This is a genomic window from Bacteroidota bacterium, from assembly GCA_016715425.1.
Classification (GTDB): domain Bacteria; phylum Bacteroidota; class Bacteroidia; order Chitinophagales; family BACL12; genus JADKAC01.
The window spans coordinates 265901-287442 of the sequence record JADKAC010000001.1; the positions used below are offsets into that span (position 1 = coordinate 265901).

Annotated in this window: 19 protein-coding genes and 2 pseudogenes; 2 read left to right on the forward strand and 19 right to left on the reverse strand. The window is 37.4% G+C overall.

Translation table 11 applies throughout. The features are described 5' to 3' along the window. The first annotated feature begins 5 nt into the window (after positions 1–5). Entirely contained in the window at positions 6–2177 is a 2172-nt protein-coding gene (locus IPN31_01110; protein MBK8680516.1) for an FUSC family protein, read from the forward strand. 57 nt (positions 2178–2234) lie between these two features. On the opposite strand, the gene IPN31_01115 is transcribed toward IPN31_01110, so the two are convergent. The 19 genes and pseudogenes from IPN31_01115 to IPN31_01205 all read right to left on the reverse strand — a co-directional run bounded on the left by IPN31_01115 (position 2235) and on the right by IPN31_01205 (position 18831). Further along, positions 2235–3344 (reverse strand): MFS transporter, encoded by a 1110-nt coding sequence (locus tag IPN31_01115; protein ID MBK8680517.1) that lies wholly within the window; start codon positions 3342–3344, stop codon positions 2235–2237. A 172-nt stretch (positions 3345–3516) separates the two neighbouring features. Further along, the gene (locus IPN31_01120; GenBank protein MBK8680518.1) at positions 3517–4764 is read right to left on the reverse strand and encodes an amidohydrolase family protein; all 1248 of its coding nucleotides are present in this window, start codon (positions 4762–4764) and stop codon (positions 3517–3519) included. Between the two features lie 62 nt (positions 4765–4826). Then, positions 4827–5816 (reverse strand): formimidoylglutamase, encoded by a 990-nt coding sequence (gene hutG / locus IPN31_01125; GenBank protein ID MBK8680519.1) that lies wholly within the window; start codon positions 5814–5816, stop codon positions 4827–4829. Between the two features lie 130 nt (positions 5817–5946). Continuing rightward, on the reverse strand, positions 5947–6297 hold the full coding sequence (locus tag IPN31_01130) for a hypothetical protein (protein ID MBK8680520.1): 351 nt from the start codon (positions 6295–6297) through the stop codon (positions 5947–5949). Positions 6298–6325: 28 nt separating this feature from the next. Further along, the gene (locus IPN31_01135; protein ID MBK8680521.1) at positions 6326–6943 is read right to left on the reverse strand and encodes a dienelactone hydrolase family protein; all 618 of its coding nucleotides are present in this window, start codon (positions 6941–6943) and stop codon (positions 6326–6328) included. A gap of 8 nt (positions 6944–6951) precedes the next feature. Continuing rightward, the gene (locus IPN31_01140) at positions 6952–7887 is read right to left on the reverse strand and encodes a ring-cleaving dioxygenase (GenBank protein ID MBK8680522.1); all 936 of its coding nucleotides are present in this window, start codon (positions 7885–7887) and stop codon (positions 6952–6954) included. Positions 7888–7901: 14 nt separating this feature from the next. Further along, entirely contained in the window at positions 7902–8648 is a 747-nt protein-coding gene (locus IPN31_01145) for an SDR family oxidoreductase (GenBank protein MBK8680523.1), read from the reverse strand. Between the two features lie 8 nt (positions 8649–8656). Further along, entirely contained in the window at positions 8657–9535 is an 879-nt protein-coding gene (locus IPN31_01150; protein MBK8680524.1) for a pirin family protein, read from the reverse strand. 24 nt (positions 9536–9559) lie between these two features. Beyond that, entirely contained in the window at positions 9560–11563 is a 2004-nt protein-coding gene (gene cadA / locus IPN31_01155) for a cadmium-translocating P-type ATPase (GenBank protein MBK8680525.1), read from the reverse strand. A 174-nt stretch (positions 11564–11737) separates the two neighbouring features. Next, the gene (locus tag IPN31_01160) at positions 11738–12211 is read right to left on the reverse strand and encodes a DNA starvation/stationary phase protection protein (GenBank protein ID MBK8680526.1); all 474 of its coding nucleotides are present in this window, start codon (positions 12209–12211) and stop codon (positions 11738–11740) included. Positions 12212–12252: 41 nt separating this feature from the next. Next, positions 12253–13317: a 2,3-butanediol dehydrogenase gene (locus IPN31_01165; GenBank protein MBK8680527.1), complete on the reverse strand. Its 1065-nt coding sequence runs from the start codon at positions 13315–13317 to the stop codon at positions 12253–12255. A gap of 55 nt (positions 13318–13372) precedes the next feature. Further along, positions 13373–13603 carry an AraC family ligand binding domain-containing protein gene (locus IPN31_01170; protein MBK8680528.1) on the reverse strand — a complete coding sequence of 77 codons (231 nt, stop codon included), beginning with the start codon at positions 13601–13603 and terminating at the stop codon, positions 13373–13375. Between the two features lie 102 nt (positions 13604–13705). Beyond that, positions 13706–14284, reverse strand: a complete 579-nt coding sequence (locus tag IPN31_01175) for an MliC family protein (GenBank protein ID MBK8680529.1) — start codon at positions 14282–14284, stop codon at positions 13706–13708. A 103-nt stretch (positions 14285–14387) separates the two neighbouring features. Further along, the gene (locus IPN31_01180; GenBank protein MBK8680530.1) at positions 14388–15416 is read right to left on the reverse strand and encodes an LLM class flavin-dependent oxidoreductase; all 1029 of its coding nucleotides are present in this window, start codon (positions 15414–15416) and stop codon (positions 14388–14390) included. Between the two features lie 319 nt (positions 15417–15735). Next, a complete protein-coding gene (locus tag IPN31_01185) occupies positions 15736–16305 on the reverse strand; it encodes a YceI family protein (protein ID MBK8680531.1) in 570 nt (189 codons plus the stop codon). Between the two features lie 134 nt (positions 16306–16439). Beyond that, positions 16440–16991, reverse strand: a complete 552-nt coding sequence (locus IPN31_01190) for an NAD(P)H-dependent oxidoreductase (protein ID MBK8680532.1) — start codon at positions 16989–16991, stop codon at positions 16440–16442. Further along, a pseudogene (locus IPN31_01195) lies at positions 16988–17709 on the reverse strand (catalase). The gene IPN31_01190 and the pseudogene IPN31_01195 overlap by 4 nt, the downstream one beginning before the upstream one ends. After that, positions 17708–17884 (reverse strand): annotated as a pseudogene (locus IPN31_01200) (putative addiction module antidote protein). The pseudogenes IPN31_01195 and IPN31_01200 overlap by 2 nt, the downstream one beginning before the upstream one ends. Positions 17885–17952: 68 nt before the next feature. Beyond that, positions 17953–18831, reverse strand: coding sequence for a T9SS type A sorting domain-containing protein (locus IPN31_01205; GenBank protein MBK8680533.1), 879 nt, complete (start codon positions 18829–18831; stop codon positions 17953–17955). A 446-nt stretch (positions 18832–19277) separates the two neighbouring features. Here IPN31_01205 and IPN31_01210 point away from each other — a divergent pair, with 446 nt between their 5' ends. Then, a complete protein-coding gene (locus tag IPN31_01210; protein MBK8680534.1) occupies positions 19278–21383 on the forward strand; it encodes a gliding motility-associated C-terminal domain-containing protein in 2106 nt (701 codons plus the stop codon). Positions 21384–21542: the final 159 nt, after the last annotated feature.

The window sequence follows — 21542 nt, forward strand, 5'->3', positions numbered from 1 at the left end:
AGTTCATGAAGAGCATCAGTTTTACCAGAGCTGTGCGGGTTGGCATTGCGGTTACCCTACCGGCTGTAATAGCTTTGCAATTCGGGCATTTAGAAATTGGAATGGCAATGAGTTTTGGTGCCTTTTGGAGTTCACCAAGCGATGCGACTGGAAGTTTTAGACATAAAAAGGTGGGCATACTAATTTCCGCTGCATTGGTTATGATTGTCAGTTTCATTAAGGGCTATTTGCATTTTGATTTCTGGCTGTTACTATCCGTATTGGGTTTGATGACCTTTGCCATCGCTTTTATTTCGATTTATGGCTTTCGAGCCTCACTGATCAGTTTTTCAGGACTTATGGCATTGGCATTAAGTTTCCCCAATGAATCTGAAGTACTGGAAGTTTACCAATACGCCGTTTTAATTGGGTTGGGTGGGCTTTGGTATTTATTCTTGTCAATAATTTGGAATCTAATAAACCCGAAAGCCGAGACCGAGGAGTTTTTGTCGGAAACCTTTTTACTTACGGCTGAATTTATAGAGTTACGAGGGAAATTGGTAGATCCAAATGAAGATCGTGAAAGTCTACAAGTTAAGCTACTAAAGCTTCAAAGCGAGCTTACCGACAATCACGAAACCTTGCGTGAAATTTTGGTTCTTACCAGAAAAACCTCCGGTAGATCCAACTATCAGGATAAACGCCTTTTGATATTTGTGCAATTAGTGGAAATGTTGGAAACGGCAATCGCCAATCCCGTAAATTATAATAGAATGGATGTGCTCTTTAGAAATCATGGGCAATACGTTAAAAGATTCCAGGACCTGATCTTTGAAATTTCTTTTCAATTGAAAAAGATTTCAGAGGCTGAAAATAATTATAAAAAACTGCCCAAGAACGATAAAATAAGGCAATGTTTTACCGATGTAAAGCTTGAAATAGCCTTGCTGCACAACAGGCTCTACTACGAAGAATATCTGATGCTTCAAAATTTTATCGAATATCAGGAAAAACAGTTCGAAAAACTAAAAAGAATAAAATGGCTGTTGGGAGACCCTGACCTCACCGAAATTGAATTTATAGATAGAAAAAATGCTAAGCGTTTTTTACCACTACAAGATTATGATCCAAATTTATTAGTGCGCAACTTTAGTTTTAAATCTCCAATTTTCAGGCATTCACTTCGGCTCGCAGCTACAGTTATTATTGGGTATGCACTGGGTTCAATCTTTGCTTTTCAGAATCCGTATTCAATCCTTTTGATTGTTATTGTTATCATGCGGCCAAGTTATGGACTCACAAGAAACCGTGCTAAGGATCGCTTAATTGGAACACTTATCGGCGGTGCAATTGCCTTTGGTTTGGTTTTCCTGATTCAGACCCCTTATATCTACGGAATCATGGGTGTGATTTCTTTGGTGATAGCGGTTTCCTTATTACAGAAAAACTATAAAGCTTCGGCTACTTTCATTACTTTGAGTGCCGTTTTTATCTATGCTATTCTAAGCCCAGATGTTTTGAATTTAATAAAATTCCGCATATTGGATACTCTTGTAGGGGTTGGACTTTCTTATGCGGCAATGAGGTGGCTTTGGCCCACTTGGGAGTTCACGGAAATTAATGAAAGTATTGAAAAAAGTGTGAAGGCCAACAAGGATTTTCTTTATAAAATTACCGAATATTATAAGCAAAAGGGAAACATACCCACCTCTTACAATATAGCACGTAAAGAAGCATTTTTGGAAACTTCAAATCTAAACGCTGCTTTTCAGCGTATGACACAAGAACCCAAATCGAAGCAAAAAGAATTGGATAAAGTTTACGAATTGGTGGTCTTGAACCACACCTTTTTAACTTCATTAGCCTCATTAAGCACATACATACAGAATAATAAAACTACAGAAGCATCTGTACGTTTTATAACTGCTACAGAAACAATAGATACAAATTTGGAACGAGTTCTCAAGTGCCTAAATGATAAGAAATGCGACGAGCCGGAGATTATTTCTAATAACGACCCTGTTTTTGAGGATCAGTTACCAAATTTTAAATCTTTAGAAATTAAAAATTTGACTCCCAAAGATGAAGCAATAGTGCGTAATCTACAAGAGACGCATTTGGTTTGGGAACAATTGAAATGGATGTATTCCATTAGCAATAAAATGCTCAAACTGGCTGCTACAGTGAAGCTGGATTAATGTCAGTAAACTTTTACTACACAGCTTTTTCAGTATAAATAAATTGTTTTGCAATGATCAGTTCAAAGCCTTTTTAGAAAAAATGGAAATGATTATTCCTGGAACGGACAATGCAATTGCAAGATAAACCAGACTCATTGGTGAATAAATTCCGAGCAGTAATCCGGCAGCGGAAGAAGCGATCATAATTGATAAATTGAACACGGAAGACTGAACCGACGTGGCAACGTCTTTGGCGGTTTCTACCTGTCTGCTAATAGCTGCCTGCAATAAAGTTACCAAGGGCCCAAAGGAAACTCCCCATAAAAAGAATGCAAGATGCCCCATTCCAATTGTGCCCCCAAACATTAAGAAAATTAGCATAGAGATTATTATCAAAGCAAACATTGCAATGGTTAGCAATCTCAGGTATTTATCAGTATATTTTATTGCCAACAACACAGAAATCAAAGAACCTATTCCGAAAAACAACAAGGCCATTTCTACTCCGCCTGCCAATTGAATTTCATCAACAAGACTTGTGATATATACATACACAGCATAATGTGCAATAACGCCAAGTATTGTGAGTAGTAAAATAAGTAAAACAGCAGGTATTTTCAGGATTGCAAAAGGTGAAGAGCTTTTTGTCAGTTTCTCTCCTGGTGTTGAGGGCAAAACAAAAAAACTGATCAAAGCAATAACGATGATAAATCCTCCAAGACCTATGAATTCAGTTCGCCAGCCATAATCATTACCGATAGCAGTCATAATTGGCATTCCGATACTAATACCCAAAGTAGTTCCTGCCATGATTACTGCAATGGCTTTTCCGTGATCTTTTTCATCTACTATTCGCATACCATAAGCGGCAATCATTGGCCACATTACCCCAGCACAAATTCCACCAATAATTCTTAAAATTATTATTATTGTATAATCGTGCACGAGACCTGCAATTATATTAGATACAGCAAATCCGCCTAATAAAATAAGCAACAAATATTTACGATTAAACTGCATGGTAAGCGAAATAAGTGGAATAGCGAAAATGGCCGAAGCTATGGCATAGTATCCTACCAGATTTCCAGTTTGCACTTCACTGATATTTAAATCGGCCATCATTAGTGGAAGTACGCCAGAAGGCATTAACTCGGATAGTATTCCCACAAAAGTTACCGATGACATTAAAATCATCATCAGCCACGGAAAATATATTTTGGCTTGTGCTGAAATTTGTTTTGCTCATAGTTGTTTTTTATTGTCTTTGGGAAATATTGTAATTAATTGAATTCATTTATTTTCAATTTTTTAATGAAAAATCAAAAATGAAATATTTAAATAAATACTTGATTTTAAATTAAATACCTAAAGGAATATCATATGCCGTTTCTTTTTTACGGAACAAGAATTCTCCATTACGCACAGAAGCCAACACATCTACTCTTCTGCGAATAGCCTCATAAACAGTTGTTTCATTTAATACAATAAAGTTTGCTGCTTTACCAACTTCTAAACCATAAGTATCCTGAATATTTAAACATCGAGCTCCATTATAGGTAATTAAATCGAAATTTGTTTCTACATCTTTTTTAGACATAATTTGGGCGAGGTGAATTCCATTGTCAAGAATATTCATCATATTTCCATTTCCCATTGGATACCAAGGGTCATTAATGGAATCTTGGGCGAAAGCTACATTTATTCCAGATTCAATGAATTCTTTTACTCTGGTTAATCCACGACGTTTTGGATAGGTGTCTTGACGACCTTGTAGATATGCATTTTCAGTTGGACAAGAAATAAAATTAATCTTGCTTTTTTTGAAAATATCCATCATTCTAAATGCATACGAATCATCTGCTGAACCAAAAGAACACGTATGACTTGCGGTGGTTCTACTTCCATAGTCTTCTAGATAAACAAGAGCATTTAATAACTCCAAAAAACGAGAATGTGGGTCATCGGTTTCATCGCAATGAACATCAATCGGCTTATCATATTTTAATGCGAGCTTCACGATATCATGAATGGATTTTTCGCCGAACTCTCTGGCCGGTTCATAGTGGGGAATACCTCCTACTACATCAGCCCCCATTTTAAGAGCCTCTTCCACTAAGTCTCGTCCACCTTTATACATGTACATGCCTTCTTGTGGAAAAGCCACAATTTCAATATCAACAATGTGCTTAAGCTCTTCTCTCATTTCCAGCATTGCCTTCAGTGCGGTAAAGTTTGGGTCTGTAACATCTATGTGTGTTCGAATGTGCTGTACGCCTTGAGAAACTTCATCTTTAATTCCCCTCATTGCTAATCTTTTTACACTTTCTTTGGTCAAGGTTTTTTTGAATTGAGGCCACAGTTCAATTGCCTCAAACAAAGTACCTGAACCTGCACCATCCTTACCAAGTTCAGAAAGGGTATATACATAATCCAAGTGTAAATGAGGATCTACATAAGGTGGTAAAACAAGTTTCCCGTTAAGGTCAATTTCTGTATCACATTTAGGCAGATTAGTCCCGATATGAGTGATTTTTCCATTTTCAACCACCATTTCGGTTGCTGTATCATTGCGATAAATTTTCGCATTAAAAAATTTTTTTTTCATAATAGAATAGTTTTATGTTTTTTTAAAAAGAAGTAAAACTTTAGGAATTTGTTTTCTAACAGTTACTTCCATTTCCAATAAATCCAATCAAAAATAAGTTGAGCGGCAAGCTTGGCGGTCTGCAAATCAATATCATAATTTGGATTAAGTTCAGCGATATCCAGGGAAACCACTTTATTATTGTTTGCCAATAGTTTCATTATTTCTTGGAATGTATAATCATACAAAATACCAGCAGCTGAGGGGGCACTCACGCCAGGAGCAATACCCGCAGAAAATACATCTAAGTCTAAGGTTAAGCAAACCACATCAGCTTTAACAAGAAAATTTTGCACTTGCTCTTTTATTTTTTTTAAATTTTGTAAATGAAAATCATGCGCTAGCACATATTCTGCCTTTAGTTTATCTACTCTATTAAAAAGTTCTGCCGTGTTGCCAGAACGTTGAATTCCGAGCGCCAAATACAAGAATTCATTTTCTTGGTTCGAAGGATCTGGAGCTGCTTGGTAAAAACCAGTGCCTGAGCTAATGCCACTATTTTTTGGTTTTCTAATATCTAAGTGAGCATCGAAATTAATAATGCCCACTTTCTTTTTTTCAAAGTGTTTTGAAGTACCACTAAAATGTCCAAATAAAATTTCGTGTCCACCACCTAATAAAATTGGAAAACCATTGTGTTCTAAAATGTCTTGGACAGCTTGAGCCAATCGTACTTGTGCTTTTTCTAACTGGGTGCCCACACAATTTATAGTGCCTACATCATAAAGTGAGACCGAAGGATTATGAATAGGCAAGTTGGAAAGAACTTTACGTAAATATTGAGGCCCTGCAGCACTTCCTATTCTTCCTTTATTACGTGCAACACCTTCATCACTGGCAAAACCAAGAATTACCGGAGATTGTTGAAAATCAGGTAACATCTCCTCTATGGATCGTAATTGAATATGCTGCCACCATCGCAGTTGGCAGGGCTCGAAGCCATCATTTCTACCTTGCCACCAATCTTGCTCAGGAGAATCGTACGGAGCTATTTTTTTGTACTTTTCTTTCACGTTTTACGGGTTGAAATGGGAAGCAATGTTAAGGAATATTATCTGCTCCTTTATACTTTTATAATATGTTTCAATTATCACGGAAGCTGGTTGAAACGGGTGAAGCTTATACCCAAAAACTAAGTGCAATTTAAAGAGTTATAAAAATTGATTTTCTTTCAATATTCTGAATATTTCTCGTTTTATGACCTTTACCCTCAGTATCTTCCAATAACAAGATTTCGCCACCTTTGAAAGTCCTTTTTTCACCCAGAGAAGTTTCAATTTCAATTTCTCCATCCAACAATATGATATATTGCTTTTGTGGTGCAGTATGAAAGTCATAATCATAGCCGGACTTTACCTTTCTAAAAATCAGTTCTTTAACGGGAATTCTTGCTGAGAGAAAACCGATATCACCTTCATTCCGTAATGGTAATTCAATATCCTCAAAGTGACTTTCTCCGTTTTTATCGCTATAAACTCTGGTAACTCTAATCATTTTATTGTTTGATTATTAATCTTCATTATTAATTAAAAATCAGTCGATTTGCTTCTTCTATCTCTTCTGGAGAGATGCTGTGTGGCCGGCCATCATACACTTGCAGGTGCACCTCGGCATTCATTTTTTGCAGGATACTGACACTTTCATTTACTCGCTCAATAGGTACGTGCGAATCGGGATTTCCGGTGCCGATAAATATGGGTGTCCCATTAAAGTTGCCGGAATAATTCTGTTGATATATTTTGTCACCAATAAGTCCGCCTGTAAATGCTACAACACCACCCCATTTTTTAGCATTACGTGTAACAAATTCCAAGGACATACAAGCTCCCTGCGAAAACCCCAAGAAGTATATATTTTCTGTGGTAATACCTTGTTCGGTTACTTCATCTACTAGGTCTTTGAGCAATTTAAGTGCTGAAGAAAGCCAGGGTTCATTTGCCTCTGGTGCAGCCATAAACGAGTATGGATACCAGGTATTATTTGTTGCCTCAGGAGCTAATAAGGCATAGTCAGACACATTTAAATGTGCAGAAAGCCCTAAAATATCACGGGCATTCGCTCCACGACCATGTATCATTATCAATACTTTTTTGGCTTCTTTTATAGATTTACCAGCTGATTGAATATTTTTCTCGTGCATAAGGTTTTTTAATTTGTTTGAAGCGGCGGTAGTCCTTTTTCAATTTCATCTCGCATCGCTTTATATTGATCGGGTAATTGCAGCGAACTTCCCAGGTTTTCTACCGTCTCATCCGTTGCGAACCCAGGGTTGTCTGTCGCAATTTCAAACAGTACGCCTCCCGGCTCACGGAAATAGAGTGAAAAGAAATAATCCCGATTTATTTTCTCGGTAATGTGATGGCCCCTTGCCGCAATTTTTTCTCTAATCGCCATCAAGACCTCTTCATCTTTTACCCTAAATGCCACATGATGATTAGTGCCCCCTGCATTTAAACCTCTTTGGGCTTGTGGCATTTCCAATAGGTCTACGATTGCCGCATTTTCAACCGCATCAGTTTGATAGCGAGTTAAATTGCCTTCAGTTTCAATATGCTTGTAACCGAATATTTCGGTTAATATATCCGCAGTTGCTTTGATATTATTAAGGGTTAATGTCACCGTGTGAAATCCTTTGATCGCAACATCGGCTTTTATTTCAGCGGTTTCATATCCTCTTCGCTCATCGTTATATTTCGCTTCGATTAAAGTGAGCCATAAACCGTCAGAATCCTGAAAAGTGATATATTTTTCTCCGAACCGTTTGCCTGTATCGTAATTGATATTCAGATTTTCAAAACGGGTCTTCCAGAAATCCAAACTTCCTTTCGGTACGGAATAACCAATATCTGTTGCCATACCGGCACCGTTCTTACCTTGCCTCACATTTGCCCAAGGGAAGAAAGTGAGGATAGTTCCTGGAGAACCCACCTCATCTCCAAAATAGAAATGGTAGGTCTGGGGGTCGTCAAAATTAACGGTCTTTTTGACCAGACGAAACCCAAGGGATTTGGTATAAAAGTCGTAATTGCGTTGGGCATCACCAGCAATGGCGGTGATGTGGTGAAGTCCTAATAATTTATTCATATTTTTTGTTTTTATTATCTCAACATGATATCTCCACCATCTGCCATAAGTGTTTGACCTGTCATATACTGACTGTCATCACTCAATAAAAAGGCAACAATAGGTGCAACATCTTTTTGTGGATCTCCAAAACGACCAATTGGGTTTTTACTAATGATCTCTTCATATTGCTCTGGGAAGTTATCTTTCCATTTTTTAACACCTTCGGTAAAAGCCAGCGGGCAAACAATATTTACTCTAATTCCATCTTCTGCCCATTCATTAGCTGCTACCCGAGATAATCCTCTAATAGCTTCTTTAGCTGCAGCATAACTTCCTTGATTTTTTTGACCCAATAGTCCTGCGCCAGAACCAAAATTAACAATGACTCCTTTCGTCTTTTTAAGCTCCGGATAGGCAGCTTTCATAAAATTCAATGTTCCTTTTAAACCTGTATTCATTGACAATGCCCAATCATCTTCGGTCAACTCCATCAATGGTTTTTGACGAGATGCATGTGCATTATTCACTACACTAGTAAGTTTTCCAAATTTGGAAATAGCTAATTGAACAGCTTCTTTAGCAACGGATTCTTTCGAAATGTCTCCTTTTAAAAATGCGATTTGTGCAGGATTGGATGCTTCTTTTTTCTTTCCAGCATCTTCATTTAAATCTACTGCAACTACACAAGCTCCTCTTTCAGTAAATACCGAAGTCATTGCCCCTCCAATTCCTGCTGCACCTCCTGTTACGATTATTACTTTATCTTTTAAATTTTTCATGGTATTATCTATTTGAATGAAGGATAAGGAATAAATTCAGTTTCGTCTCCTTTAATTTTATCAAACTCCTGGGCCTTCCATTTCTGCTTGGCTTCTTCAATACGCTCTTTACTTGATGAAACAAAGTTCCAGTCAATAAATCGTTCTTCCGGAAACGGCTCCCCGCCAAAAATATAAATGGTGCTATTTTCCTGAATCGTAAATTCACAAAGTGAGCTGTCTTTTGCCACTAACAATTGTTTAGGCTCATATGCATTGCCTTCACTTTCAATAGCTCCTTTTAAAATATATAAACCAGCTTCACCATAAAGTTCATTACCAATATTCACTACTTGTTTTGATTTGCTTTTTATTTCAATCATAAACAATTTGCTGAAAACCGGAACAGACGATTTTCTACCAAAGGCTTCACCAGCTACCAGTTTAAACTGAAGGTCTCCTTCTGTCCATGCAGGGATTTGACTCTCTTCAATATGCGAAAATTGTGGTTCCATTTCCTCCAGATCTATTGGCAATGCCACCCAAATTTGCAAACCATGCATATATAATGGAGAGTCCCTCAAATATTCGGGAGTGCGTTCAGAGTGAACAATGCCTTTTCCGGCTGTCATCCAGTTAACTGCACCCGGTTTTATCTCAACTGTGTTACCAAGAGTATCACGGTGCATTATGCTACCTTCAAATAAAAATGTAAGGGTTGAAAGACCGATGTGAGGATGAGGTAATACATCAAAATTTTCTCGCTCATTTAATTTAACTGGTCCCATGTGATCTATGTAAATAAAGGGACCCACCATTCTTTTTTGACGGAAGGGTAACAAACGCCCCACCATAAACTTCCCAATGCTAACCGCTCTTTCTTCTATAATAAGTTTGATATTTGACATAGTGAGTAGTATTAATTTTATGGTTTAGGCTCGAAGTGTCTTTGCGTTAATGGCTACTATAATAGTGCTTAAACTCATTAACACGGCACCCATAGCCGGACTGAGCATAAAATTCCAATTATACAATACACCTGCAGCCAGTGGAATGGCAAGAATGTTGTAGCCCGCAGCCCACCATAGGTTTTGTATCATTTTGTTGTAGGTAGCTTTGCCAAACAAAATAAGGTCGGCTATATCTTTGGGATCAGAGTTTACCAAAATAATATCTGCGGTTTCTGCGGCCACGTCAGTACCCGAACCAATCGCAATGCCTACATCTGCTTGTGCCAATGCAGGTGCATCGTTTACGCCATCACCTACCATTGCAACATACGCTCCTTTTGATTGCAGCGTTTTAACTTTCTCTAATTTCTCATGTGGCAAGACATTGGCATAATAGCCGTCCATTTTCAATTCATCGCTTACTTCTTTTGCCACATTTTCATTATCGCCCGTAAGTAGTAAATTTTTAATCCCAGATTCTTTAAGTATTTGAATGGCTTCAAAAGAACTTTCCCTTATCTGGTCAGAAAAGGTAAAATACCCTGCCACCACTTTTTCTATCAAAATAAATACAATTGTTCCCGTGAAATCATCAGCGGTTTTAGGGATGCTGATGTTTTGTTCTTTAAAAAAATTAGGTCCTACAACTTGTATTTCCTTTCCTTCTACACTGCCTTCTAATCCCTGGCCCGGCAGATAATTGAAGTGTTCTGATTTAGGAACTGTAATGTTCAATTCCTTTACCTTTCTCATGAAACCAGTTGCGATGTAATGTTCTGAATGTTGCTCGATGCCGGAAGCCAGGCGAAGTAATTCTTTATCGTCAAAGTTTGTGTTCAACACTTTCACTTCCTGCAATTCATGCGAACCTTTCGTAAGCGTACCGGTCTTGTCAAAGATGATAGTTGTAATCAATCTTGCATTTTCAAAAGCCGTTCTGTTGCGGATGAGCAATCCTTTTTGTGCGGCAATTGAAGTTGAAATCGCTACTACCAAAGGCACAGCCAGTCCCAAGGCGTGGGGGCAGGAGATAACCATTACCGTTACCATTCTTTCCAATGCAAACACAAAAGGAAAGCCTAAAACCAACCATACTGCGAGGGTTAAAAAACCTCCGCCCAATGCAACAAAAGTTAAAATCTTTGCGGCACGGTCGGCAAAATTTTGTGTTTTGGATTTCACTTTTTGGGCATCTTCAACCAGTTTCACCACCTTGTTGAGATAACTGTCTTTTCCAGTGCTTACTACTTTGATTGTTAGCGAACCCTCGCTATTTACAGCTCCACCAATAACTTTACTGTCTTTTTCTTTTTTTACAGGTTTGCTTTCGCCCGTGAGCATACTCTCGTCTAAATAGCTTTCTCCTTCTATCACTATACCATCAACGGGAATTTTTTCACCCGGTCTGACCATCACTACATCATCTATTTTAAGCTGACTAACAGGTATTTCATGAATTTGTCCATCTACCAACTGATGGGCAGTTGACGGCATCATTTTAACAAGTAACTCCAACGAGCGAGATGCACCCATGACCGATTTCATTTCAAAGTAATGGCCGATGAGCATGACGTCTATCAAGGTTACCACTTCCCAATAAAAGTCCATTCCCTGCAGGCCAAAAGTGACGGCAACGCTATAAGCCCATGCAACTGAAATCGCCACGCCAATGAGTGTCATCATTCCAATGGCGTTGATTTTTACTTCATCGTATAATCCTTTTAAAAATGGGTGACCACCATAAATAAAAATGAAAGTGGAAAGAATGGCTAACACATATTTATCTCCCGAAAAAGTCAATTCGAAGCCCAAGAACTGCTGTATCATTGGAGACAGCAGGAGCACCGGGACAGACACTATTGATGAAATAATAAACCGTTTCCAGTAATCGGAAACGTGATCTGCATGGTCGTGGTGACCATCATCTCCCGCTGACGAATTCATATTATGTTGGGAATGGTCTGGTGATGTATGTTGATGGTCCATTGCTATAGTTATTAATCAATGTTGTAAGTGTTTAGGGGGTAAAGTCGGCAATAGTTTAGCATATTTTGCCACCGCCCAGGTAAGGGTCTGACAAGCGTTTTAACACCGTCTGTAAATGCCGGGCAAAAGTTTTCCCGGCACTACTGTCACTTCCGCATAACAACTACAAAGTAGTTACTTTAAATACGCTGAGTACATCCAAACCAATTTTTCCTGCTCACGAATGTAATCGCTCATCAGTGCATTGGTTCCTTCGTCATCTGCATCTGCTGATAAGTCTAACAATTCTCGTTGTAGCGTGATAATGATCTTTAAAGATTCAAGTGTGTCTTTTACATCCTGTACACCGTCTGCTACTTCGGTACTTTCTTTAATTTTAGCTTCTTTCTGATAGTCAGAGAATTTGTGGTTAGGGGTGTGACCCAATGTCCTGATTCGTTCTGCCACTTCATCAATTTTTATAAATAAATTCTCATACAGCTCTTGAAATTTATCGTGTAATTCAAAGAATTTATCCCCTTTAATGTTCCAATGATAACCTCTGATATTCTGATAAAAGATGGAATAATCTGCCAAGAGCTCATTGAGCTTTTCTGCAAGTACTTTGGATTTTTCTACGTCCAATCCGATTGAATTTAATTTTGTCATTTTGCTTAAATTTTATTGATTTATAATAATGTTTATTTTATCTATTGGCGATTGATATCAACCAATATTTTTACTTCTGAGGGGTCATTAATAAGCGCCTCAAATCCTTTTTCTACAATTTCATTCAGGGAAATCACACTGGTGACTAATTTTTCTACAGGTACCCGCCCGCTGCTGATCAATGCAATAACCTCGGGGAAAATATTACGATATCCAATTATTCCTTTTATGGTCAATTCTCTCATCGCTTGGTCTAATGCATTGTGCTGCACTTTATTCATAAAAAGAGCAACCAGTACAGCTGTACCACCATTTCGGAGGCTGTTAATTCCGGTATCAAAAGAAGCTTGAACACCAGCTGCATCAATAAAGACGTCAACCCCATGCCCTGTCAACTCTCTGATTTTTTGAGGGATGTCTTTATTTCTTGCGTCAAAAGTATGCGTAGCTCCAACTTCCTTTGCCTTTTTTAACCTGTTGTCTGATACATCCGATACAAATATTTGGGAAGCACCGGAGGCAAGAGCAACCTGAACGGTAAGTAACCCGATGGGCCCAGCTCCCGCCACAAATACCGTATCGCCCATTTTCATTCCACTTTGTTGGAGCCCGTAAGCTGCAACTGCCGCAGGTTCCACAATGGCACCTTGCTCAAAGCTCATAGTCTCAGGCATTTTATGTACCATGTAATCCTCCACTACTGTATATTTAGCAAATCCACCGTTGGAAGTCAACCCTACAAATCCAAGCGGCTCGGAAAGGTTGTATTCGCCTGTGGTGATAAACGGACTTTCAGGATTTCTAAAAATAGGCTCCACCGTTACACGATCACCTTTTTTGATGTTTTTTACGTTGTTGCCAACCTCTTCAACCACCCCTGAAAATTCATGTCCAAGGGTTGTTGTTCCCTGATGGCCGTTGAGTGAATAGGGTTGATCAACAGGAATTAGTTGTGGACCATTGCTATATTCATGCAGATCCGACCCACAAATACCGGTGAACTTTACTGCAATCTTCACTTGATTGTCCTTGGGAATTGGGATTGATGTTTCCTCTACTCTAATATCTTTCGCTGCGTACCAGCGTGCTGCTTTCATCTTGTCCATAATTTTTGTTTTAAAGTTATCATTAAATATATACCAACAAGCGTATTTTTTGAATTCAATTGAAGAATTCAAATTTGATTCCTACAGGCATAAAATGCATTCCTTTGAAATCGGTAATCGCTGTAATCTGATGTTTCGTGTCGGGTGGTATTACATGGCCCTCTCCCTTTTTCAAAACAATATCTTCTTCATTTATATTAAGGTTACATTCTCCTTCATGAATGAAAAGTATTGATTCCAAATCCGCCACATGTTTTGGCAATAAGTCACCAGCATTAGCCTGCATTTGTTTGGCTATTAAATTTTTGCCAGAGGCTATGGTTCTAACATTCGGTTTAGTTACTTTATCCATGTGTTTTGATTTTTAATAATGTGCTGTTGGTGGTAATTAATTATTAAAAACAGTTTTCCCGTCTTTCTTCAAAGTATAATTGTCTCCTTTGCCCCTTAGTTCATAATGGTCGTTTTTATACCAAATTCCTGAGGCTGCTTTTTCTTCCACCAAATCAATTTGTGCTCCACCGTTTAGATAGGCTTTAACTGTTCCTTCTGTGTTATTGAAGGTCATGTTTAAAACATCGCCAAGATTATTTTTTGCCTCTACATTGACCTTGTCATCTTGATGTTCAAAAATTACGTTTCCATCCTTTGTTAGTTGAATGTCGTTTCCTTTTCCTCTCAATTCGTAATTCTCATTTTTGTACCAAATTCCGGATGCAGATTTTTGGGCAACCAATTCAATAGTTTCTCCATTCAAACTTAGAGTTGCAGTTCCCTTTGTATTGTTAAAAGTTAATTCTAGTTTTTTCCCGTCTTTATCGGTAAACGTACTTGTTACAATATCGTCAACCCCGTTTTTAAAGGTTTCTGATGTAGTGTTTTCTGCACTTTCTTGTGTTGGTGTTTCTTTACATGAATTTAAAAACAGTACGGTTAGCATTGCAATTACCAAAATTTTATTTGCCATATTCTTTGTTTAATTATTGTTGTAAACTTAGTTGTATCTGGTATTTTACATTTACTCGAGAAGTTGTGGTAACTTATCGAGTGCATGTATCTCAGTTATTAAATTATGTGTTTATTGGCCGATAGTTCTCATTCAACTCCTTCATTATCTCCGCAAACAATTCAAAAGATTGAATACGGACTTTTGCATCATAAACATGAGTGACGGCAATCAGTTCGTCAGCTTTTGTTTGTTTCATAAATTCTTCTACCTGAGCCTTTACATTGGCTTTATTACCGATAAAAGAATACTTGAGCATTTGGCGAATTTGTGGGTTCTGCATAACTTCCTTAAGCTCACCGGTCATAGCTGTTGGTGGTTGCACATAATCACGCTTGCCCGTAAAAATCCCCACAATCATACGAATTAAGGAAGTTGATAAAAGTTCGGCTTCCTCATCCGTATCCGCAATAATAATATTCACCCCAACCATCACATAAGGTTTTTTTAATGCTTTTGATGGTTGAAATTTGTTGCGATAAATTTCCAGTGCCTCAAATAAATGGGTTGTTGCAAAGTGGCTGGCAAAAGCATAAGGCAAACCTTTTAACGCAGCTAAATGCGCACTATCAGTACTAGAACCTAGAATATAGATGGGCATTTCAACCCCTTCGGCTAAGGGGACACGTACTTTAGAATTAGAGTTTTCTTTAGAAAAGTATTGTTCAATCTTCGCTATTTCATCAGGAAAAGAAAGTGTTGCATTCATAAAATCAGATCGGATGGCCAATACTGTTTCTCTGTCGGTTCCCGGAGCTCGGCCCAAGCCCAGATCAATTCGATCAGGATATAAAGCGGCCAACGTTCCAAACTGCTCGGCAATGATCAATGGTGAGTGATTAGGTAGCATGATGCCTCCGGAACCGATGCGCATCGTGTTCGTACCTTCGGCAACATATCCAATTAAGACGGAAGTGGCACTACTGCCAATATTAGGTGAATTATGATGTTCTGCTAACCAAAAGCGTGTGTAACCGAAGGTTTCTGCATGCTGCGCCAAATCAAGAACATTATTAAATGTTTCTTTCATGCTATGACCTTTAGAAACCAAAGCCAGCTCTAAAATGGAATAATATGTCGCTTGAATTGTCATTTATGTAATCTTTTAAGAGGTCTTTAAATCTATCCTAAAACGGGTGAGTTACCGATTCTGTAGTCAGAAGACTAATCTTGGTATCTGCCTAAATTTTATCCATTTAAGTTATTGTAGGATGATTATGAATATTCTATTAGTGAGTTGATTATTACATCTTGTTGGATAAAGAGCCGAATTGAATATTTTAAACTTTTATCCCAAATAGCACTTTTTTATGTGGTAAATTTTTCTAATCACCCATTTTTCACCCAAATAAAACCATGCGTGAAATATCAACTACGATCAGTGCTGAATTTTTTATTTTCTTTATTTAAGGTTATTGTTTTGCAAACTGTAAGTAGAGGATAATGCTTACGTCTTTTCCAACTCCAGCAGCACCTGGATCAAAATTAATATTGTAATCAAACCGATTAATTGTTGTTTTGGCTTCTACACCAAGCTTTTCGCCTTGTTCACTCTTGGCTGTTCCCCCATAGTGCACATCAAAAATGACGTCTTTTGTAACATCTTTTATAGTCAGCTTGCCATATAATAAATATTCGTCCGGTTTTCCTGTAGCCAGGATTTTGGTACTCTTAAAAGTCATTTCAGGATATTTTTCAACTTCAAAAAAGTCAGCACTTCTTAAATGGTTATCCCTATCTTCTACATCTGTATTAATGCTTTTTACTTCTACTTTGAATTCAACTTTAGCATTTGTAAGAGCTTCTCCATCTGTTGTTAAGTTTCCTGAGTAATCCAAAAATTTTCCATTCACAATACTTATTCCTGAATGTGTTATATTAAAATTTAAAGAGGAATGGTAGGGATCTACCTTCCATTGTGTTTGTGCAAATGAGCTAACCGATAGCAATATCGCTACAACTGATGTTATGAGATTTTTCATTGTATTTAAATTTTTAAATGTTTTAATTATTTGAATAGTACAAGCTGTTTATGCTTTTTTGATTGTTGTGGTTTGATGTTAAAGCTTAAGGGGTGAAATTCCTTTTGAGAATCCCACCAATCCTTATGCGATATCTAAGCATTGGTATCAACCCACTTTTCAAAGGCTTCCATAAAATTCTTTAAGAATCCTTTGGTAGAATCATTAATAAGTTCACCATTGTCATCAAAAAGTTCAGGAGCTCCACCAATATATGCTTCTGGTTGTGCCATGGTGGGTACATTTACAAATGTTAGCTGCTGTCTTAAATGGTGATTAGCTCCAAATCCGCTAATGTTACCTATGGAAACACTAACAATAGCACCGGGTTTTCCATCCCAGGAATTTTGACCATAAGGTCGAGATCCCACATCAATAGCATTTACTAAAACCCCAGGTACAGAGCGGTTATATTCAGGGGTCAGAAACAGAAGGCCGTCCACAGCCCTAATTTTTTCTCGGAATGTTACCCATTCCTTCGGTGGATTTTCTTCCAAATCTTGGTTAAACATCGGAAGATCACCTATGTCGATTATTTCCAGAGATAAAGATTCCGGTGCAAGCGCTATCAATGCTTTGGCCATTTTCAGGCTAAAGGATTCTTTACGAAGACTTCCTACAATAACTCCTATTTTATGTTTTTTCATAAAGTTGCTTTTTGTTTTGTTTTAAAAAATTTAGAAAACCTATCTGTTGGTTGGTTTTGGTACTCATTTATTATATTATAAGGTGTCATATCAAAGTTATTCACTTCACTCATACTTAACCCTCGTGTTTTTGCCACTCCTTGTCCATATTCAGGATCTGCTTTAAAGCAGTTTCTAATATGACGAATCTGAATAAATCTCTCTGCACCACCTACTTGAGCTGCTGTTTTGTTACATAACACATCTGCTTTGCCAATGGTTTTAAAATTGCGGTATAAATCGCTTGGTTGTGTGAAGCAATCTTCTTCATCAGAAAAGTTTTCAATGTCTTGTTGGGTTACAAAATGAAACTTTACCCAATGTCTAATATTATCTTGGTTGATATAACTAAAGAGGTGTGGCTTCCAAAAACATGCATGTGTCTATAACCTTTAGGAATGCCTCGTTGGCTAATGGTTATTGTAACTTGATGTAGGAATTCAGGCAGTAAAGTCCAAAAATCCCAGTTGCTATTGGCACTTCTTAAATTGGTTTTAGGATCCCGTATTACAGCACGATTCAAGTCGGGGAATTTCATTGGATCCCGAAAGAAAAATACAAGTGTGTTATTTCCTACTAAATTCCAAATAACTTCTTCGGTATAAAATTTTAGTGCGAAACCTCTAATATCTCTTTCAGCATCTGCAGTTCCTCTTTTTCCACCAACTGTAGAAAATCGGTCTGCTCATTCTTGTTTCTTCTGCTATTTTGGTCATACCAATTGCCTTAGCTATATGTCAGATTGCAATCACGATTTCATCATCAATTCCCACTTCCAAAACTGTATTTAAATATTCGGCAATCATTTCATTGCTGTCTAAATAATCTGCTATATCAAATTTTGTTTTTTCCATTGTTCATTTTTTTAGTTTGTCCCAAATTTCTTTCCTGAAACCAACCAATAAATATAAGTTTAAGTAACCTATAGTTTAATTATCGAAAAAACATTTACCAATTGAGTGTTTAAATCAATTACTTCTATTAAATAATAACCCGGTGTCAATGAATTTACATCTTCATTAATTACATCACCATAAATATTTTGATACGAGAATAATACACTTCCTTGCAAATCTTTAATAAAAATATTCACTAAATTATTTGATGAATTTTTTAAATAAAAATAATCATGCATCGGATTTGGATAGACATATATTTGAGAGCTGAAATTTGTTTGGTTGACAGCTAATGAATAATCTTTGAAAATAACAGCCAATCTAATTTTAATTACATTGTCTTGTGGAATGCATTCTAATGCTGCTGTTTCTGAAAAGATGTCAATGTAGTTTGTGTAAAAGAAATTATAATCACTGAAGTCATCACTCAATCTATTAAATATAGTTGCATTGGTGCCATTGATTGCTTCTAAATAACCTGTTTGAGCATATAAAGATGCCTGAGCCATCATATATTCTCCATCTTCATATAAATAATCGGTACTATCCCATTTTATTTGAGGTGGTAGTCCGGGCGAATCATCATACACAATATAAAAAGTATATTGTCGAACATCTGCAAATGGAAGAATTTCACTTTTTAAATTCACACAATTATCCAAATTAAATTCTGCATCTACTTCAGGACTAAAAGCACCGATTGAAATTGGATATTCAAAAGTATTATCTAATAAGTCGAGTCCTTCATCAAAACCATCGGTAGCATTTTCATCACAACCCACCCAAAGTGTATCAGTATAACCATCAGGATGATAAACTATAAACTTTGCATTCCATGGTGGATGTTGAGCAAACATAAATTGATGCACAAAAAATAAAATGAAAATTGTATAAATACTTTTCAATGTTTTATAATTAAATGGAAGGTAGTAAAATTTATTTGATGAGAAGGAGAGAATTGTGTAACTGTAGAATTGTAGAATTGTGTAACTGAAAATGCGATAGCGAAGGCTATTGGCGATGGCTTGATTTAATTAAAATTGAAACTTGAATTTTTTTTTCCAAAAGCAAATAGCTAACAGCCAATAGTTGATGGATGTAGAATTGTAGAACTGTAGAATTGTAGAACTGTTGAATTGTGTAATTGAAAATGTAGAGCTATTATTTTCCCCCTATCGGTAGGTATCCTTGCCAACCGAAACCTATTGCACAACTCGGTAGGTGAGGAGAGGCTGACGGTTAAAAAAAGCAATCTCAAAAATGTACAGTGATTATTGATTTCCAATAATCAAAAATCTGACTACATGTAAACAACTCTTTATAGTCGTTTATCTATCTTCGCTACATATTTATGCGTCAACTCTTCGCAATTTTCATAATCCTTTTGCAGGTTTTTTACCTAAATGCCCAAACAAATATTTCGGGTATTATTAATCGCTATGAAAAGGTTTTGCTCGTAGATTTTTGTAATAATAAAGTAGTGGTGGAATCTGCAGTGGGTTATAGTGTTGGCGATCGTGTTATGCTCATTCAAATGTCGGGTGCGACAATTGATCAGACAAATACATCTGCCTTCGGGTCTATAACAGATTATGCATTAGCAGGTAATTATGAAATATTGACTATTGGAAATATCAGTTTCAACGTAATCACTTTTGAAGAAACGATGGAGCGGTATTATGATGCTGTCGGTGGCAAAGTACAATTAGTAGATATTCCCGAATATGATAATGTGATTATTGAAGATGAAGTAATTGCGATGGAATGGAATGGAAGCAAAGGTGGAATTGTGGCTTTCACTGCAACCGGCACAGTAACTTTTAATGAAGATATTGATGTAGAAGGGCAGGGCTTTTATGGTGGTGATGATTACAGTCATTTACTCTGTTATGGCGGCACAGGAAATTATACAGGCTATGTATGTAATGAAGCTGAATATTGTGGCAGCAGAAAAGGCGAAGGTATAGGAGTTGAACTTGGTGCAGATAGTTTAGGAAGAGGTGCACCTGGTAATGGTGGCGGTGGTGGCAACGATAGTAATTCAGGTGGCGGCGGCGGAAGTAATTATGGTTCAGGTGGTATAGGTGGAAAAAGATTGAATGTTACCGGTAGCGATTGTGGTGGTAATTATCCGGGTTTGGGTGGATACAATTTAGCGTATTCAGCGGCTTCAAATAAAATTTTTATGGGCGGTGGAGGTGGTAGTGGTGATCAAAATGAAAATGACGGTACCAGTGGCGCCGATGGTGGAGGTATTGTGTTTATCCGTGCAGCAGAAGTTATAGGAAATAATTTTACTATTAAAGCGGGTGGTCGCAGTGTATTTGCTGTTGCCGGACGAGATGCTGCCGGTGGCGGCGGCGGTGGCGGAGCAGTTATTTTTGATGTGCCTCTCGTATCATCTCCAATTAATATTCTGCTTACCGGTGGTGACGGCGGGGATGTAGATAATAATAATGATGCAATAAGTTGTAACGGTCCCGGCGGCGGCGGCGGTGGTGGGATTTTAATTTTACCCGATGGTGCTTTACCGGCAAATGTGCTATTAAATGCAGATGGCGGCGCTGTTGGAGAAACAATAAATGCAAGTGCACCGGCAGCTTGTAATGGTAGTAGCAATGAAGCAACGGCAGGGCAGGCGGGTGGTTATCTTACTGAATTTGTATTAGCAGAGCCAACCACTATTTTTATTCCATTGACTTTAAGTCTTGATCCGGAAGATATTACTATTTGTTTTGGTGAAAGTATCAGCATTACAAGTACAAGTGATGGTACAGGCACTTTAACTTATGAATGGAATGATTATCTCAATTCTATTACTCCCGATTTAAGCATTGTTCCAAATAATTCTATTGCGTATGCTTTAACAGTTACCGATGAGCGGGATTGCCAGATTACAAAAGCTTGTGATGTTACAGTAATTGATAGTGTGTATGCGCTTGCAATACCTGATGCTACAATTATTTTGGGTGAGTATGTGAATTTGTATGCGAGTGTTATCGGTGTTAATTATGATTACCTATGGACACCAACGGATTATAATATTTCTGATCCCACTTCTGCAACTCCGGTTGTAAATCCATTTACTACTACTACTTATTGTCTTGAAGCATCTGATGCGCAAAGTGGATGTATTTATAATTCATGTATTGAAATACAAGTGATAAATGATGTAGTAATTCCAAATGCATTTTCTCCTAATGGCGATGGATTAAATGATGTGTTCTCTGTTCCTTATCTCGGGGATATTTGCAACTCAATTACTTTCTTCCAGGTATTCGACAGATGGGGACAAGTGGTGTATGATTATTATCTGGATACAGATCAGAATGGTTGGGATGGTACACATATTAATAACGGACAACCCGAACCTATCGGCAATTATATTTATCTTATAAAATTAGATTGCGACAGCGGAGAACGGATTTTTGCTAATGATGTCATCTTATTGCGCTGATTGTTTTTTGGCGATTCTTTCTAAATCTTACTGTTTTTACCTATTTCATTGATTAAATCTTATCTTTGCAGCCCGCTTGTAAAATGATGTTCTAATCTTTCACAAGCACGACATAAACTAATTATTTAACCATTTAAAAACTTGTTTTTTGACAGAAAA

Bases quoted from the DNA above. Each gene is read 5' to 3' on its own strand.
- IPN31_01110 (MBK8680516.1), top strand. From the start codon at position 6: ATGAAGAGCATCAGTTTTACCAGAGCTGTGCGGGTTGGCATTGCGGTT.
- IPN31_01150 (MBK8680524.1), bottom strand. From the start codon at position 9,535: ATGTCAAATATCAAACTTATTATAGAAGAAAGAGCGGTTAGCATTGGG.
- IPN31_01135 (MBK8680521.1), bottom strand. From the start codon at position 6,943: ATGCACGAGAAAAATATTCAATCAGCTGGTAAATCTATAAAAGAAGCC.
- IPN31_01180 (MBK8680530.1), bottom strand. From the start codon at position 15,416: ATGACAATTCAAGCGACATATTATTCCATTTTAGAGCTGGCTTTGGTT.
- IPN31_01210 (MBK8680534.1), top strand. From the start codon at position 19,278: ATGCGTCAACTCTTCGCAATTTTCATAATCCTTTTGCAGGTTTTTTAC.
- cadA (MBK8680525.1), bottom strand. From the start codon at position 11,563: ATGGACCATCAACATACATCACCAGACCATTCCCAACATAATATGAAT.
- IPN31_01120 (MBK8680518.1), bottom strand. From the start codon at position 4,764: ATGAAAAAAAAATTTTTTAATGCGAAAATTTATCGCAATGATACAGCA.
- IPN31_01185 (MBK8680531.1), bottom strand. From the start codon at position 16,305: ATGAAAAATCTCATAACATCAGTTGTAGCGATATTGCTATCGGTTAGC.
- IPN31_01145 (MBK8680523.1), bottom strand. From the start codon at position 8,648: ATGAAAAATTTAAAAGATAAAGTAATAATCGTAACAGGAGGTGCAGCA.
- IPN31_01140 (MBK8680522.1), bottom strand. From the start codon at position 7,887: ATGAATAAATTATTAGGACTTCACCACATCACCGCCATTGCTGGTGAT.
- IPN31_01190 (MBK8680532.1), bottom strand. From the start codon at position 16,991: ATGAAAAAACATAAAATAGGAGTTATTGTAGGAAGTCTTCGTAAAGAA.
- IPN31_01115 (MBK8680517.1), bottom strand. From the start codon at position 3,344: ATGTCATCGGTAACTTTTGTGGGAATACTATCCGAGTTAATGCCTTCT.
- IPN31_01170 (MBK8680528.1), bottom strand. From the start codon at position 13,603: ATGCAGGCTAATGCTGGTGACTTATTGCCAAAACATGTGGCGGATTTG.
- IPN31_01160 (MBK8680526.1), bottom strand. From the start codon at position 12,211: ATGACAAAATTAAATTCAATCGGATTGGACGTAGAAAAATCCAAAGTA.
- IPN31_01175 (MBK8680529.1), bottom strand. From the start codon at position 14,284: ATGGCAAATAAAATTTTGGTAATTGCAATGCTAACCGTACTGTTTTTA.
- IPN31_01130 (MBK8680520.1), bottom strand. From the start codon at position 6,297: ATGATTAGAGTTACCAGAGTTTATAGCGATAAAAACGGAGAAAGTCAC.
- IPN31_01165 (MBK8680527.1), bottom strand. From the start codon at position 13,317: ATGGACAAGATGAAAGCAGCACGCTGGTACGCAGCGAAAGATATTAGA.